We start from the raw sequence: 15621 nt of genomic DNA, 5'->3' as shown, positions 1-15621 counted from the left end.
GAAAGCTAGGTCATCGTAGTTTTCGGGGGAGCCTGTTTGATGCGCAGGAACGCTCAAGACTCGGGGAAGAACTCGATGAGACCTTCAAGGAGTTTGACGTTCCACCATGCCCAGTCGTGGCCCCCTGAGATCTCTTGAAATTCAATCTGTTCACGGACCGGGGATCCCGCGAGGTGCTGGAGCGCCCGCTGACAGGAATCGAAGATTTCTGTTTCATAGCATCCGGCTTGCATGAGCACGCGTACCGACGGATCTAGCTCGGTTAACTGTTCGCGCAGGTCGGTGTGCCACAAAGATGGAGACTGGGCCAAGGCAAGGCCGAAGAGGTTCGGGTGCTCTAGGACCGTCAATACGGAAGCAAGCCCGCCATAGGATGCACCGGTGATCAGGGTCTGTGCGGGGTCGGCGCTGACCGGGAGGAAACGCCTGGCCCAGGGCAGGAACTGTTCGGCCAGCGATCGGGTGGTACCCGAGGCCACCGGTAGCTCCTCACCTCGGATCTCGGTCGTCGTGCTGTCGATGAACACCACATGCAACGGTGCCAGCGCGCCGCGGGAGATGGCAGTGTCCAGGGTGCTGCGGATATTGAGGTAGTTCGTCCAGGTGGCGCCGTCGTGTACAAAGACCAGCGGAGTATCTTCGGCAGGGGCCGGCGGTTGATAGACCCAGAGGTCGCGCGGTCGCTGGCAGTTTTCGTCCCATAGTTGATGCCGGGTCATGCGCGGGTGCTGTGCAGTATCGTGAGTCGAAGCTGCGCCGGTGCCGCCAATGGATGGCCCCTGCTGGCCAAGATCAGCGGTGGCATCGGCCAAGGCATCGTTGCGTGGGGCGGTCGGCCCGCGGACAATTGACACCGGGGCGCCGTTCATCGACGCGCCAATCAACGGATTCAACGGATCCACACCGCCGGAATCCGCCGCAAGCCGGATGGCCCGCCGCTCGGTTTCCCGACGCCAGGGGGCCGGTTCGTCGCCATAGTGCACAGTAATCCGGTAGGAGGCGATCCAGTCAGCGGGCACCCGCAGCGTAATTGACCACAGGCCGGGAGCCGGTCGCTCGAACTCGCAGGCCTCAAGTTCTTCGTGATCGACCAGCGCATTGGCCGAGAGGACGACGTTGCTGGCGGGTTCCACAACGGGGGCATCCACCCAGAGGAAGGTGGCGAATACTTGCCCGTCGCCGGCATCGGTGAAGAGGGGATAGTCCAGCTCTCGCTCCCGAAGCTGGGCGGCAAGGCCAAGAAGCTGTTCGCGGCTGGATGTTAATGCGAGGTGGTTGTAGACGCGCGGTGTGGCGGCGCCGCTGCCGCGCGGTTGGGGTCTGGGGATTCTAGTGGTGGGAGTGTGCATGATTCATCTCGCGTTCGTGTCCCTGTCGTTCAAAGAGCATTTCTCCGCTGACCCGGTCGTGGTCGCTGTCATTGGCATAGGCCAGTTCGTCGAGATCGCGATGCCAATAGCCGATGATCAGTCGGTTGCCCTTGGGGATGCCTACCCCGGCAGCCCAGGAGCGGGCAAAGCGCACTACCTCGGATTCGGCTGATACCCAGAGTTGTACCTGTTCAACGTCGGTGGGCAGTTCCAGATTTTGCATCGCGGTTTTCAGCAGGTGGGTGGTCCCGGCAGGTTTTCCCGCGCGCAGCAGCCAGGTGATCTGCACTCCGTCGGGCTTTTCTAGATCGTGGATTTCCTCATGGTCAGCAACCTCGATGAAGACCTGGCCCTCTTGAACTTCGGGCATCTGTTCAAGGGTGTCGCTGATGGCGGGCAAGGCGGTTTCATCGCCGAAAAGCAGGGCATATCCGCCGGGCTTGAGCACGCGACCGCCGCCGCCCAAGGCGCCGAGAATCGAACCCGGTGCGATCCGCTCAACCCAGGCGCTGGCTAGGCCCTCGTCACCGTGGCGTACAAAGTCGATGGCCATCCGCCCGGCTGCTTCATCAAGCCAGCGGACGGTATAGGTGCGCACCCGAGAACGCTGGTCTCCGGTAAATGCCCACCTGCCCCGATCATCAACTCCCGGGTGGTCCAGTAGCTGTCCCGGCTTCGGAAAATACAGTTTGATATTGGGGACGCAGGGTGGATGCGCGGCGTATTGCGCAACGCCGGGGCCGTCGAAAACTACCCTTCGCATTTTCGGCGTAAAGTCCTGGATCTGTGCGACCCGAAGTTCCTTGGCAGGCATGCTGAATGTTCCTCTTCTACTGATGGGACTGGGTGCTTAGGTTCTTACACGGTGCCGGGTGAGCAGCCACAACAGGTAAAGTCCACCTGCCAGCGAGGTGGCCAATCCGATGGGCACCTGTGCCTGAAGCGGCAGATGCTGGGTGAGAACATCGCAGGAAACCAGCAACAGCGCACCGGTCATCGCCGCCGGAATGATTGGAACTGATCGATTGCCGATCAGTTGACGGATAATCTGGCCGGAAGCCAGGGCTACGAAGGCAATGGGTCCTGCGGCCGCGGTGGCTGCTGCTGTGAGGCAGACTGCGGCGAATATGACGATCCGCCGAACTGTTTCGGCGCCGACCCCGAGGGCGCTGGCGGTGTCATCTCCCATTTCCAGCAGCGTCAGACTTCTCGAATGGGCAACTAGCAACGGTATGAGCACCAGCACTGCGATTCCCACCAGCAGTGCGTCGGCCCAGCTGCGCCCGCCGAGTGATCCGGAAAGCCACAGGTTTGCTTGAGCCGCTAGATCTGCGTCGCCCTTCGAGAGCAGCAGGGTGTTGACGGCACCCAGCATTGCTCCAACGCCGATGCCGATGATGACCAAGCGCTGGCCTCCGGTCGTCCGACGTGAAAAAGACAGAAGGTAAACAACGGCTGCGGTGAGCAGGCCGCTGATCATCGCCGCCACCCCGGTAGCCCAGACGCCTGCGTTGAACAAGACGATCTGTGCTACTGCGCCAGTGGCTGCACCGGTGGTAAATCCGATGATGTCGGGGCTGCCCAGCGGATTGCGCGAAATTGACTGAAAACACGCTCCTGCCGCTCCGAGTGCTGCCCCAACGCCCAGGGCGGTGAGTACCCGTGGGGCGCGAATTTTCTGGATGACCAAAAGGTCCTTGGCGTCTGCCTGTCCAAAGAGTGCTGCCAGCACTTCGCGGGGGCTCAACGAAATTGTCCCAGTGCCCAGCGCTACGACACAGGTTATGGCAAGCAAAGCCGCGATGATCGAAAGAATGAGGCTCCGGCGCAGGGAGCTGTTGATAGTGGGGGTAGTCATCGGCCAGCCTTGAGCTTTTTGCGGGCGAGCATGATGAACAGCGGAGCACCAATGAGGGCGCTCATGGCTCCTGCTCCGATCTCTGCTGGTGCTGAAACGACTCGCCCAAGAACGTCTGCCACCAACAGGATGGCAGCGCCGAGCATCATAGACAGCGGAAGAAAGCGGGCATGGCTCGGGCCCACCATCAGCCGTGAGGCGTGCGGCGCTGCAAGCCCGATGAAGCTGATCGGTCCCGCGGCAGCGGTGGCCGCGCCTGCCAGCAGCATGATGGCGGCAGATGAGACGAACCAGATTTTTCCCGAATTGATGCCTAGGGCGCGAGCACTGTCATTGCCAAGGGCAAGCGCGTCTAAGGAACGGGTCAGCGCCAGGGCGATCAGTGCTCCGACGGCGACTACTGCAGTGGTCACCGGCAGCACGTCATAGCCTCGTCCCTGTAGGGAACCGGTAGTCCAGGCGGCGAATCTCGCGTGAACATCTGAGCTTCCGCCGATGATCAGAATCTGGGTAGCGGCCATGAGCATGACCGAAAGACCAGCACCCGCCAGCACCAGCCGTACAACGTCGTTCCCGGCGCGCTGTCCCGCGCCCATGAGATAGACGATGATGCTTGCCGCTGCCGCGCCGCAAAAGGCAAAGAGCATATAGCCCGACGGCTGAACTACACCAAAGGTGATGGCAATGGAGACGGCGAAGGCAGCGCCGGCATTGACGCCCAGCAGCCCTGGCTCGGCCAATGGATTGCGTGTCTGCGACTGCATCAACGCTCCAGCCAAACCAAGCGCCGCTCCAACTACCAAGGCCAAGATAGTGCGCGGTATACGCAGTTCGTGAACCAACAGATGGTTGTTGTTCGATTCATCGAATGCGGTGATCGCCTGCCACGACTCAGCTAGGGCAATGCCCTTGCTGCCGACGGCGCAGGAAATAAGAACTAGGAGCGTAGTTGCAACGGCCGCCGCCAGCCAGATCAGGACGCGCGGCTGGAAGCGTGTCGTTGTTGTTTTTTGCAGCACGGTTACTTTGCTGAGTTCAGGCCCGGAAAGTCAGACTCAAAGTAGTCGAGAATGTCATTGGAGGAGTAATAGTCCAGCCGGAAGGAATTAGCCAGGGGGAAGACATTCTTATTTTTCACCGATGGAATATTGGCAAGCGTTGGATCAGCGGTGAAGGCGTCTGCCGTCTTGTCGGTGGCCGAGATCAGGAATGTCGCATCGCCGGTGGCCGACTCCGAGAGACCCTCATAGGACGTAAACGCAAAATCTTCGCGCTTCTGGGTGGAGGTGTCGAATTCTGCTGGCGGATCAACAACTGCGAATCCAAGGGCCGAAATCAGCCGTGAATGCGGTCCGCTGGTTTTACCCACGGGGGAGTCCTTGCCCTTGTTGTAGGAGACGATCGATGCGGAAGTTCCCTCGGGGATGTTCAACTTGTCCTTGACCGCCTTAGACCTCTGATCGAATTCATCGGCGATATTCTCGGCGTTGGCCTCCAATCCGGTTGCTTCGCCAAGCTGTGTCGCTAATTCTTTCCAGTCTTTTCCGCCGTAATTCACCACGAGCGTCGGAGCGATGTCATTGAGCCGATCTACATAGTCGAGTTCCGAGTCGGCACCCGAAGTTGAGACGATGATGAGATCAGGATCTTGAGCCAAGACCGATTCCAAATTGAAGTTGCCAACCTGGTAAATGGGTTCGACCTTGCGCTCGGAGGCAACGTCTGACCATTGACTGAAGAACCCATTCTCATCAGTTTCTGGACCAACTGCACCGGTTGAGCTGGCAACGACGGGTGCATCGATGGCCAGTAGCGTGCCGGTAGTCGAGACCGTGGTTGAGACGATCTTCTTCGGCTGAGCAGGGATTTCCACCTGCTGCCCCTGATCATCGGTCACCGTGCGCGGCCATTGCCCCGCATCAGCTGCAGGCTTGTTCTCGTCCGCAGATGACTGAGGCGCGTTGCTGGAGCAGGCCCCGAGCGTTAGGGCAAGTGCCACGGTGGCGGATGCAGAAGCGAGTTTAAACAGCGTAGTTCGCACTTGGTAATTCTCCCCGTCGGGCTGCTGATCTCATGGCAGCCGTGAATTAAAGATGACAGGGACTGAGCCTAGTGCGGTTAGTTTAGGCTCACCTACCTTGTGATAAATGCGCCAAAGGGAGATTTTTCTTAGAAAATCGGGGATTTCGAAGACAGATGAAGTCAGTCGTTGAATCAAATGATGTCGTTAAGTGATCCATAAATGTCCGACTCGCCATCTAAATGGATCTTCCGAGGTCGGTATCCGTAGATTTTCATGAATGCTCGGGAAAAATTGCTGCTCTCCGAGAAACCGAGTTGAGTCGCGGTGAAATTTACGCTGAATCCTGCAGCCAGTAGAGATTGGGCGTGCTGGAATCTGTGCCTTTGACGCCACTGCTGAAGCCGTAGTCCCGTTTCTTCCGGCCAGCGTCGTTGAAGCTGTCTCAGGCTAATTCCGTGGGTTCTGCTGACCTCATCTGCGCTCAGGTTCCCGGGCAAATCTGCCATAAGCGCTGAAGCGATGCGTCGTAGCAGCGGAGATGTCGGGAAACGCAAGCCAGGGTAATTGGGAATTTTTTCTAGCAGGGTCAAGGTATCTAGTGGATCAAAATACAGCGGTCTGAGTGCAGTGATGTGCGCGATGGAACGGCGCAGAAGGGCAAGGGTATGAGATGCAGGAAGCTGACATGGCAAGAGGCCCAATGCATCGGAAGGGAGTGCGCCACTGGGTAACGGCAGCGGGAAAAGCAATGAGCCCTGCTCTATTTCCAGCCGCACAGAATGGCCACAGGGTATAAGCATCAGCTGTCCCGCCTGCAGACGCTGAGTTCTTTCAGCAATGCTTGGAGCAGCATGAGCCGCGACATGAATGACTGCCCTTCCTCGCATGGCCCAAAGGACTACGTCGTTTCTGAGCAAATTCATCCACCGAGTGCTCAACGCTGGCACAGGGTGCATCAGGGCCGGACTAGCAGCCGACAAAGAACCGCAGGCTTGCCTGAACTTGCTAAAACTCATTCCTGATTCAGCACTAAATGCTCGTCCGATTGTTCGTTCAGAAACCCCGTACCGTGCTGCAAAGTCCACCAAGCGCAGGGATGAGTGCGGGTCTGACATCAGGCTAATAGCGGTGCGCCGCGCGGCAGAATGGCGTGGAATTTTCAGTTGTCCGGCATTGGAATGAGTTGCCGGTACCGCTGCGAACCGAGTCAGTAATTGAATCACCTGGTCGGTAGCGACCTGTCCGGTATGCAGAGGAGATAGCGTCAGCAACATGAGGTGGAACATCCACTGACGATGTGAATTTGGGACTGCGATGATCCGTCGTTCAACGCCTAGTGTGTGCTCCGCACGTTGTGGAATCAAGATTGAAATGCCTAAAGACTTTTCATCATGTTCAACCATATGTGCCAGTCGTGTGGGGATCCACAATGCCTGCCCCGCTGGTAAGTGAACCACCTCGTCTTCGAAATGAATACTGATTTCTCCGACGCTGGCGTAAACAACAATGTTGTAGGTCAGATTGCATTTCCAGTCGACCCTGACAACCCCTGAACGAGGATGTTCGACGGACAACTGACTACTGTCCGGCACAGTGCACGGCGGTGGAAGGGTATTTCACCTTGGAATCAAGGAGCGAGGCGGTGAAAGTGGCAACATCTTGATTGACCGTTGAATCGGGACCGACCAGAGGCATGTGATCAAGACCCGCGTACTCGGCATAAGCAGCCTGCTCGTTGGTGCTGCAGATTTTCTTGAAGAATTGGCGCTGCATTGATGGAAGAACAAGAGAATCCGCAGCCCCTTGAGCAATAAATAATGGCACGTTGGACGGAACTGGGGCCGAATTCTCTTCAAGTTTCGTACCGACAGGTCCATTGAGCATCTGAGGGTTGAAGATTGGTTCAAAAAGCTGGCTGGCCTGAGCCATAGCAGTCAAAGTATCTGTTCCGAAGAAGCAACTCTTGGATATCAGCTCAGAAGCCGAAGCCGAGGCTCCGCTGAGGCTTTGTTCAATCTGAAGCTCCGGGTAGAGCTGGTTCCAACTCGTGGCGATATAGCTGCTGATGACCTTGCCAGCTGAAGAATTCGCAACCGAAGCTGCTAACTGCTTGAGGTCAGTGGCTGGGGCCATCGCGGCAATGCCGAGCACTTGCAGTTCAGGTGCATAGGAAGGTGCTTCCTTGGCGCTGGCAAGCGCAGCATGGCCGCCTTGGGAGTGGCCCCACAAGACAGTTCGGGAATCAAGCGAAACGTCGTGGGATTTCAACTCGTCTATCTGTCCAGCGGCGCGCGTGGCGTCGAGCACCGCATGAGCCTCGCTCTTGGGGACGAGATATGGATGAGGACCTGCAGTTCCTAAACCGATGTAGTCGGTGGCGACCACGGCCCATCCGGAATCGAGCATCTTTGTGCGTGCCGTACCTGGACCATCGTCATAGGGGGTTTGGCTTTCCGAGACGGCGCATCGGGAAGCTACCCCCTTAGTGCCGTTCGCCCAGGAAATGACGGGAAGCTTACCGGTCGCATTGCTGGGGATCGTGACGATGCCCGAGGCGACGGACGGGTCTCCCGACGCATCCGTTGTCGTATATAAAATGCGCCAAGCATCGGTGTCAGGTAAATTCCCTCCATTGAGCGGCTCAACACGGATGAGCTGTCCGGGCTGGGCTGGAACCGACGCAGGAGGCAGGTAAAAGTCATCGCTGACTGTGCGCTGGCTTTGACCATGCATCCAGGCCGTTGCTGCTCCCAACCCCAAAACTGCCACTAGGCCGACGAGCGTTAACGTCGTGAGCGTCGCGCTCGCCGGACGTTTCATCCGCCGGGCCAATCGAGGAGAGGCTCCGATCGACTGACCTAAGACATGCAGTCCCTTGATAACAAGCCATGACCCGAAGGCGACGCCGAGCACCCATAGAGAGAGCTTGGGCCAGAAAAGTACAAGTACTGCACCGAAAATCCCAGTCGTGGCGCTGAGCAACCCGCGAAATGCCGGACGCTGCTCGCCGGTGAGCACATCGACGAATCTCAAAACTCCGCCCACGAGAAGCGCAATCGAAACCGCGAGCGCTAGGACCGGCAGCGTGACACCGCGCCAAAACGGAGCAGCAATTCCCATGCAGATCAGCAGCCCACCGGCGACCAATGCTGGCAGCCTGCGACCAGTTGAGTCTTGAGCTTCCAACATGCGCAGCAGCCCGGCTAGGACGAGCCCCGCACTCAGAAGCACGACGATCAATGTACTGGCAACGGCGGAGTTGATTATCAGCAGCACGCCCAGAACAATTAGCGAGAGCCCGACGAGAGGACGGAGGATTTGAATGGTTTTTTCCGATGTCGGCATGGTTTGCTTTCGGCGCAGTTTGAGGTCAGGTGCCTATCTAGCGTAGCAATCGGTCTTCGCGCAGGGTCCAGTAGGAGGAGATGTGTCGTTGACCCTTATGGATCCTCCATTGGTCGCAGACATGCCCAATGGCCTTGATCGTCGAACGTTCGGCATGGGCAACCACGGTGGTGTTCATCGCCGGTAGTTGCAGTTCCTGGAAGGCTGAGAGTAGGACATTGCTGCGGCCTGCAGGGACGCCGTCCCTGGTGACCCAGCGTAAATCAACGTTTTCCGGATGTTTCACGTCAAACATTGACTGCTGATCCGCGATTTCCAGCAGGGCAATTCCCTGCGCCTGCTCGGGCAGTGCCTCTAGGATCTTGCTGATGGCAGGAATCCCTGCCTCGTCCGCCGCCAAAATGTAATTGTCGGCAATGAGCTTGAATGAGGACTTGCTGCGCGCCGGAGAGATCACCAGCGCAGCCCCGGGTTCAACGGTTCCAGCCCAATGGCCTACCGTTCCAGGTTCCCCATGGACGACAAAGTCGATGGCCAACTCGTCGGTCAACGTATCAACCCAACGAATCGTGTAGGACTTGGAGCGTGGCATGAGCTCGCGCGGCAGGTGCTGGCGCAACGTGCGCAGGTCGTAGGGAGGTGTCAGACCCAGCGCTGGATCGGCGACAAATACCTTCACGTACTCATCTAGCGCCCCATTGGAACGGTAGCCGCCGAGGTTCGGTGCCGAAGCAACGACGCGTACCATCTGTTCGCTCAGGCGCTGTACACGGGTCACCGTCAGGACATGCTGATCGGTTTTGACCTTGGGCATGGGGACATAGCCGATGGGCGGGTTGTATCTGGCCAGTGGCTCCTCATAGGTTTGCGCATAGGGAGCCGGCTCTACCGGTTGGGTCATGGGTAGCGGGGCGGGTTGGGCCTCGGCAGGTGCCTGCATCGGAGCAGGGCTGAAAGAGGTGCGAAGCGTCTTGGCGAGTACCTTGCGTGCCGAAGCAAGGGCCGCAGCGGCTCCTGCGCGTTCGGCGGCGGCGAGCAGCTCGTCAATTTCAGCCTGTCCCAGAGCTGCCCCCACGCCGATGTTGCGATAGAGGTGTTCCTTGGCGGTCGCGTAGCCTGCCTTGGCTCCAGCTTTTTCTGCGTGGGCCAACACTTCCAGTGCAATTCCGTCCCGGGGGGCGGCCATATAGGAAGACTCATACCTGCGGTACTTGTGATGCTTGGACATGATTCCCCCTGGTGAATAACGCACGCTGTGCTTCTAGCCTGAGTATGCGTTATCGACCCCGCACGCACAAGAGAAATGGGCGCCCATGACATTCGTCTTACGAAGAGCTTTCGGCCTCTTTTCGACTACCGATTGCATGATAGGTTCGCGGTCTGCTCGGGCTAAAATACTCGCATGTCTGATACCTTGCCACCGTGCCCTAAATGCTCCAGCGAATACACCTATGAGATGGATGCGCTTCTGGTCTGCCCCGAATGCGGTCATGAGTGGAATGCCGAAGCCGAGGAATCGCCGGCTGCTGAGCTTGTCATCAAGGACGCAGTGGGCAATGTGCTGCAGGACGGCGATACCGTCAGCATCACCAAGACCATGAAGGTCAAGGGTGCGCAGAGCGCGCTGAAGGCAGGCACCAAGGTCCGCAATATCCGCTTGGTGCCGGATAACGGCGACCATGACATCGCCGCCAAAGTCGATGGATTTGGGCAAATGGAACTCAAGTCTTCGATCGTGAAGAAGATCTAGGCATCGTAGAGACCTTCTTTGGCATGAACAGTGAATTTGCGGTGGCCAGCTTCGTTCTTTGAAGCTCGCTACCGCAACTTTGTTTTAACGATGTGATGTCTCGACACATCGGTGACAGTTCTCTATCAGGACACCGATAACGCTTGCCCCACGCTAGGCGAGTTTTCGAACTTCGCCTGCCGCAAGCTCAAGTACGTTACCCTGCCAGAGAACGGGTAATCATATTTCGTGATCAGTTCACTGTCCATCGAGAACTCCAGCAGCTCGGCTGAACCCTGCCGTCGTTTCCATAGTCGCCCGGTCGAAGCACCCGAATCATGACTCAAGTGTGGCTTTTCCGGGAAAGCTGGGCGTACATGACTTCTTTGAACACAGGCCCGATCGTCGAACCACTAGGCATCTAGAGGCATTCACAGACAACCTCTTTGTCCTACAGCGTAGATGAGCGACTACGTCATGAGTTGAATCTTGCATCGCGCAGGTCGCTTGCTTATTACTGCGGGAACGGATCGTTGCTAAATTCACCAATGTAAAGCCAAGCTATTGCTGCGCGCTGAAATAGGTCCAGCTTCAAAGATCCACACGCCGGAACTCTGACTGTACAGAATCCAAATGCAGGAGAAATCGCTGGAGGATTACAAAAACTGCTCGATGTGACCATTCAACTCTTGAACTTTTAGACAGCCCGAATATGTACGTAAGTACAGGTATGGATTCCCCACAGCTCAATAAAGTCTTTATTAACAAGGAAGAACAACACGAAGAGGTCACAATGAATGGGCTGCAGCTCAACGGTGTAAGCCGAAGCTTCGGAAACCACACGGTCCTGCACAGTATGGATCTTGGCGTCCAGCCTGGAGAGATCGTCGGTTTCATTGGCGGCAACGGTGCAGGAAAGACCACAACCATGCGTTTAATCTTGGGTCTGCTGGCCGCTGACACCGGTGAAATCACCTGGGACGGACGTCCGATCACCAGCGCCGACCGCAGGAAGATCGGCTACATGCCCGAAGAGCGCGGCCTTTACCCACAGATGCCGATTCGTGAACAAATCATCCACTTTGCATTGCTCGAGGGAAATAGCACCAAGGCAGCTCGTGGCATTGCAGATGACCTCATCGCCTCACTTGGGCTGCAGGGCCGCGAGAAGACACTCGTCCAGGATCTGTCCCTCGGCAATCAGCAACGAGTACAGCTGGCAGTTGCTCTCGTAGGCAATCCAAACCTGCTGGTGCTCGATGAACCGTTCTCTGGTTTGGACCCAACTGCTGTAGCAACAATGGGTTCCCTTCTGCAAGAACAAGCTGCGCAAGGTGTAGGCGTGCTGTTCTCATCCCACCAGCTGGATCTTGTAGAGAAGCTGTGCGACAGAGTGTGCATTCTTGATAAAGGTCATGTGGTTGCCAGCGGATCCATCTCTGAATTGAAACGCGAAAACCAGTCCCGTTGGAACTTCTGTTTCTCACGAAGTGCAGAGTCTTTTGCTGCTGAGGCCGAACTTGTCGAAGGTGTTTCGGTTCAGCTGAATCAGGAGAATCGACGCGAAGTACTTGTCAGCCTCGACCACGGGGACGGCGATATTCCACCCAACGTTCTTGCCGCGGCATGGCGACTTGGGTCCTTGCGGGGGATTGAACCTGTGCAGCGTTCGCTGGAAGAGCTGCTAAACGAAAAGTACATCTCTGCTGGTCGCGGGAAAGCCCGCGAAACGGCTGAAAATCTCGAAACGGCTGGAGTCTGATCATGAGCAACGCACTATCGAAAGATTCGCTGAACACCCAGTCGGGGCAGCCGCTACGCGAAATGCTATTGGTGATTCGAAGAGAAATTTTGACGCGTGTCACTAACCGGACGATCCTTATCACCACACTGTTGCTGGCTATCGGCGTCGGAGTAGCTGCAGGGTTTGGCGCCACGCTTCTTGGCAACAGCATGCAGGGATCTGAGCCGGCGAACCTGAACCCCAAACTGATTTTTGCAACGGCCATGATCTGCGCACTGTTGGCTTCACTGGTCTACTCCGCACAGTCGCTGACAACGGGCGTTGTTGAAGAGAAGTCCTCGCGAATTGTAGAGATCCTGCTGACCAAAATCGGTATACGCCCGTTGCTGGCCGGAAAAATCATCGGCATCGGTCTCGTGAGCCTGGCGCAACTGCTGCTTATCGGCGGAGCTGCAGTTGCAGGATTCGCCATTAAAGATGGTTTCTCCTTCCTTCAGGTTGAGCCTGGACCGGCCCTCATTTGGTTCATCGTCTGGTACCTGTTGGGCTATTCCGTCTTCGCACTATTGAACACAGCACTAGCCGCAACAGTTGCAAGGCAAGAAGACCTAGCCAGCGCAGTGATGCCGCTTTCAGTGCTTCAGATGGTTTTGCTCGTTGTTTCTTTGTACATGGCGCCGACACACTTGGAAAGCACTTGGCTGAAGGTTCTTTCGTTTGTGCCGCTCTTCTCCTCCTACCTCATGCCAATTCGTTTCGGCCTAGAAAGCGTTGAGATGTGGCAGATGGCCACAGCTGCAGCCATTGCCCTGGTGGCAATTCCAGTGCTGTTCAACATTGTCGCCAAGCTCTATACAAACAACGCGTTGCGCACCGGTTCGCGGATCTCTCTGCGAGCTTCGCTCCGATCCGCCAACGATATCTAGCCCCAGTTTCGAACTAACAGATCAACGACGTAAGGAAATAGAACGATGAACAACGAACTGAACCACCAAAACCAGGAAGCCAAGACTGCTGCAACTAAGAAGTACTTGCGTAGTGCAATCATGCTGATTCTGGGTATTGCGGCGGCTTACGTAGTCACTACTTTCCTGCTCTAGACGAATTGTGTGCGGTACTTGTGGAGCATGCAGGCTCCCGGGTATCCGCAGCACGAAAGAGGACATTATGGCAATCACTGCCCAGCATCCAGCTTCAACGGCTCCATCCACCTTTGAAGCCGCCGAGCAGGTCAACTCCCTGCTAAAGGACAGTGGATATCCGCAAAGTATTGAAATTTCTCCTGCTGCTTTTGCAGGGAGAAACGATACCTGGGTGATGACCCTTGCAGACCACACAAAAGTCTTTGTCAAAAGGTTTGTCAGTGGAGCCTCTGCGGCAGATGCTTTTGAACGATCATTGATGCACGAATCAACTATTACCCAGGTGCAAGGCAGCCATCAAACGACTCCACGAGTATTGGCCAGCGACAACAATCTCAAAGCAATTGCTTTCGAATATTGCGCAGGAACATCGGTGGCTCATCTCTTGGTCGATGAAATGCTTCCTCAGAACTTCGCGAGTATGGCTGCGAAGGTTGTAGCGGAACTGCATAATCTGCCAAGTGACCATCTGCCCGAAACTAAGCCAGTTTTCGGAATAGTCCAGATGCTGCGTCACGGCATTCCCAAAAACCGTTATGTCGACTTGACACTGGCGGAATTGGATTTGTGGTCGCAGCTTCAGCAAGACGAAGAACTGATCTGTGCGGCAGAAGATCTACTTTCTGACGAGAAGCAGAATCTCACGGCGGCAATACACGGAGATCTTCGACTTGACCAGTTCTATTTGAACGACGAGCAGCTCATGCTCTTGGACTGGGAAGATTTCGGTCGAGGGGACGCCGCCAGGGACGTCGGAATGATGGCCGGTGAGTGGTTATACCGATCGATCCTCGACACGGTCACCTCGCGAGGTGATGGGCAGAGGCCTCCAGAGAAATTTAATGAACAGAGCGCAACAACTCTCATTGCAGCTCGCATGAACGAGGCAACTGTCCACATTGGAAATTTTTGGAAAACCTATAAGAACAACAGAGAAGCATCCGATCCTAATCTAGGGCTGCGTGCCACAGCACGGCTTGGATGGCACCTAGTGGAAAGGACCATCGCCCGTGCTGGCATGGTTTCGAAGCTATCGGGAATTGAACGAGCTGCACTAAGCATCGGTCGCAGGGCATTGATTACGCCCGATGCATATCAAGCAGCACTTGGCTTGGGGGAAAATACAAATGAGTCTATTGACAACTCAACATCGTCTCGTGGCATCACCGTTTGAAAGCCACCTAGAAAACTTTGCGAATACCGCCAAACTGAACTTGCGGACGATCCAAGCCCGTATTGGCGATAAACATTTGTCAGCCGGCAGCCGCAGTGAACTGAGATCTCAGATCGCTCACGAAATTTACCTGCAATATCATGTGCAGAACCCACACTTGGCTGATGAGCCAACAACGGGATATCAGGATTACGCGCAGAATTTTATCGACGAGATTCGGCAGCCAACAATTTGGCAGCGAGTCGACAAATCAATTAATGGCAGTTCGAAAACAGTGAACGGCCAGGTCCACGCCACTGTGCAATTGGGCGGGGTGAAAGTACTGGTTCCTTGGGATGATGTCGCCGTACAAAGCTCGGACGGATTAGCAACCGTACGAATGCCAAGTTGGAGGGCGCGAACTACGCCAGGATACTTACTCGCCATCGGTGGTAAAGGTGTTCAAGACAGTCGCAACGCCACTCGTTTCTACATAGCATCTGACTCAGCGGAACAGGCTCTGTCTCGCTGGGGCCACCTTCAGGACATGCTTGAAACCCACGCATCAGGTTTCCATATCAAAGTCCTCTCTTCGTCTGCTGCATATCCCAGAAGCGATTCCATAGTCGTTTACGTGCCAAACATGGACAGACCAAGAGTCGAACAAGAGCTTCAAAGCATGTTCTGGGGAAATGCGACGGTCAGCTGCCCAACCTCCATTTTTAGCAGGACGATCGGTCCAGGAATAGCGATAGCTATGGAACCTGCCGATCGGCGTACAGAATATGCCCGATTAAGTTTTGGCCAACATCGCTCTCGAATACTAACTGACTCTCTTATTGATGCTCACGATCAGCGAATATCGATCAAGGAAGCTTGGGCCAACCAAGCCGCACTGGCCTGTATCAACAGTGAGCACCCTTCCGAAAACTATGTGTGAACCCATTTTTTGAGAGTTTCACGTATACCTAGAACTTCCGGCCACCGGAAGAAACCATAGTGGCGAAAATGCGAATAAACGAAGTGCCGACAAATGGGAACATCAATTCGCGAAAAACTTGTCAAATTTCTTTTGGCATCCAGCTATTCAAGTTGAATCTCATTGATATACGCAATCAATGTTTTTCGCTTGGGTAAATTCACCCTCTGTTACTGCGAGCTGCTTGAAGCTCCAACTAACAGCAATCTTCAGTATCACCATCCATCTCACATAGGGAGAACTCCATGAATAATTCCACCGCACTGACCGAGCTGGCT

Annotated in this window: 14 protein-coding genes; 6 read left to right on the top strand and 8 right to left on the bottom strand. The window is 55.9% G+C overall.

Going from position 1 to position 15621, the window contains the following annotated elements; translation table 11 throughout:
- Nucleotides 1–53: 53 nt before the first annotated feature.
- The 8 genes from AUR04nite_RS15830 to AUR04nite_RS15795 form a co-directional block, all read right to left on the bottom strand.
- Entirely contained in the window at nt 54–1349 is a 1296-nt protein-coding gene (locus AUR04nite_RS15830; protein ID WP_141366923.1) for an esterase family protein, read from the bottom strand.
- Nucleotides 1330–2184 (bottom strand): siderophore-interacting protein, encoded by an 855-nt coding sequence (locus AUR04nite_RS15825; protein WP_141366921.1) that lies wholly within the window; start codon nt 2182–2184, stop codon nt 1330–1332. Before AUR04nite_RS15825 ends, AUR04nite_RS15830 begins: the two co-directional genes overlap by 20 nt.
- A gap of 36 nt (nt 2185–2220) precedes the next feature.
- Nucleotides 2221–3228, bottom strand: coding sequence for a FecCD family ABC transporter permease (locus tag AUR04nite_RS15820; RefSeq protein WP_141366919.1), 1008 nt, complete (start codon nt 3226–3228; stop codon nt 2221–2223).
- Complete coding sequence (locus AUR04nite_RS15815) at nt 3225–4247, bottom strand: FecCD family ABC transporter permease (RefSeq protein WP_141366917.1); 1023 nt, start codon at nt 4245–4247, stop codon at nt 3225–3227. Before AUR04nite_RS15815 ends, AUR04nite_RS15820 begins: the two co-directional genes overlap by 4 nt.
- 2 nt (nt 4248–4249) lie before the next feature.
- Nucleotides 4250–5269 (bottom strand): Fe2+-enterobactin ABC transporter substrate-binding protein, encoded by a 1020-nt coding sequence (gene fepB, locus AUR04nite_RS15810; protein WP_141366915.1) that lies wholly within the window; start codon nt 5267–5269, stop codon nt 4250–4252.
- Between the two features lie 173 nt (nt 5270–5442).
- Complete coding sequence (locus AUR04nite_RS15805) at nt 5443–6825, bottom strand: helix-turn-helix domain-containing protein (protein ID WP_141366913.1); 1383 nt, start codon at nt 6823–6825, stop codon at nt 5443–5445.
- Nucleotides 6826–6829: 4 nt separating this feature from the next.
- The gene (locus tag AUR04nite_RS15800) at nt 6830–8596 is read right to left on the bottom strand and encodes an alpha/beta fold hydrolase (protein WP_141366911.1); all 1767 of its coding nucleotides are present in this window, start codon (nt 8594–8596) and stop codon (nt 6830–6832) included.
- A gap of 37 nt (nt 8597–8633) precedes the next feature.
- Entirely contained in the window at nt 8634–9824 is a 1191-nt protein-coding gene (locus tag AUR04nite_RS15795; RefSeq protein WP_141366909.1) for a siderophore-interacting protein, read from the bottom strand.
- 174 nt (nt 9825–9998) lie between these two features.
- On the opposite strand from AUR04nite_RS15795, the gene AUR04nite_RS15790 reads away from it, so the two are divergent.
- From AUR04nite_RS15790 to AUR04nite_RS15770, 6 genes are all read left to right on the top strand, one after another.
- Nucleotides 9999–10346, top strand: coding sequence for a zinc ribbon domain-containing protein YjdM (locus tag AUR04nite_RS15790; RefSeq protein ID WP_141366907.1), 348 nt, complete (start codon nt 9999–10001; stop codon nt 10344–10346).
- Nucleotides 10347–11055: 709 nt separating this feature from the next.
- Nucleotides 11056–12087 (top strand): ABC transporter ATP-binding protein, encoded by a 1032-nt coding sequence (locus tag AUR04nite_RS15785; RefSeq protein ID WP_246055563.1) that lies wholly within the window; start codon nt 11056–11058, stop codon nt 12085–12087.
- 2 nt (nt 12088–12089) lie between these two features.
- Complete coding sequence (locus AUR04nite_RS15780; protein WP_141366905.1) at nt 12090–12995, top strand: ABC transporter permease; 906 nt, start codon at nt 12090–12092, stop codon at nt 12993–12995.
- Between the two features lie 45 nt (nt 12996–13040).
- The gene (locus tag AUR04nite_RS18465) at nt 13041–13169 is read left to right on the top strand and encodes a hypothetical protein (protein WP_281285136.1); all 129 of its coding nucleotides are present in this window, start codon (nt 13041–13043) and stop codon (nt 13167–13169) included.
- A gap of 67 nt (nt 13170–13236) precedes the next feature.
- On the top strand, nt 13237–14385 hold the full coding sequence (lxmK, locus tag AUR04nite_RS15775; protein ID WP_141366903.1) for a class V lanthionine synthetase subunit LxmK: 1149 nt from the start codon (nt 13237–13239) through the stop codon (nt 14383–14385).
- Complete coding sequence (locus AUR04nite_RS15770; RefSeq protein ID WP_141366901.1) at nt 14339–15304, top strand: T3SS effector HopA1 family protein; 966 nt, start codon at nt 14339–14341, stop codon at nt 15302–15304. Before lxmK ends, AUR04nite_RS15770 begins: the two co-directional genes overlap by 47 nt.
- Nucleotides 15305–15621: the final 317 nt, after the last annotated feature.

Origin of the sequence: Glutamicibacter uratoxydans (assembly GCF_006539925.1) — a bacterium.
Taxonomy (GTDB): domain Bacteria; phylum Actinomycetota; class Actinomycetes; order Actinomycetales; family Micrococcaceae; genus Glutamicibacter; species Glutamicibacter uratoxydans.
The sequence above is the reverse complement of the archived record's forward strand: the minus strand, read 5'-3'. Positions and strand labels throughout refer to the sequence as shown.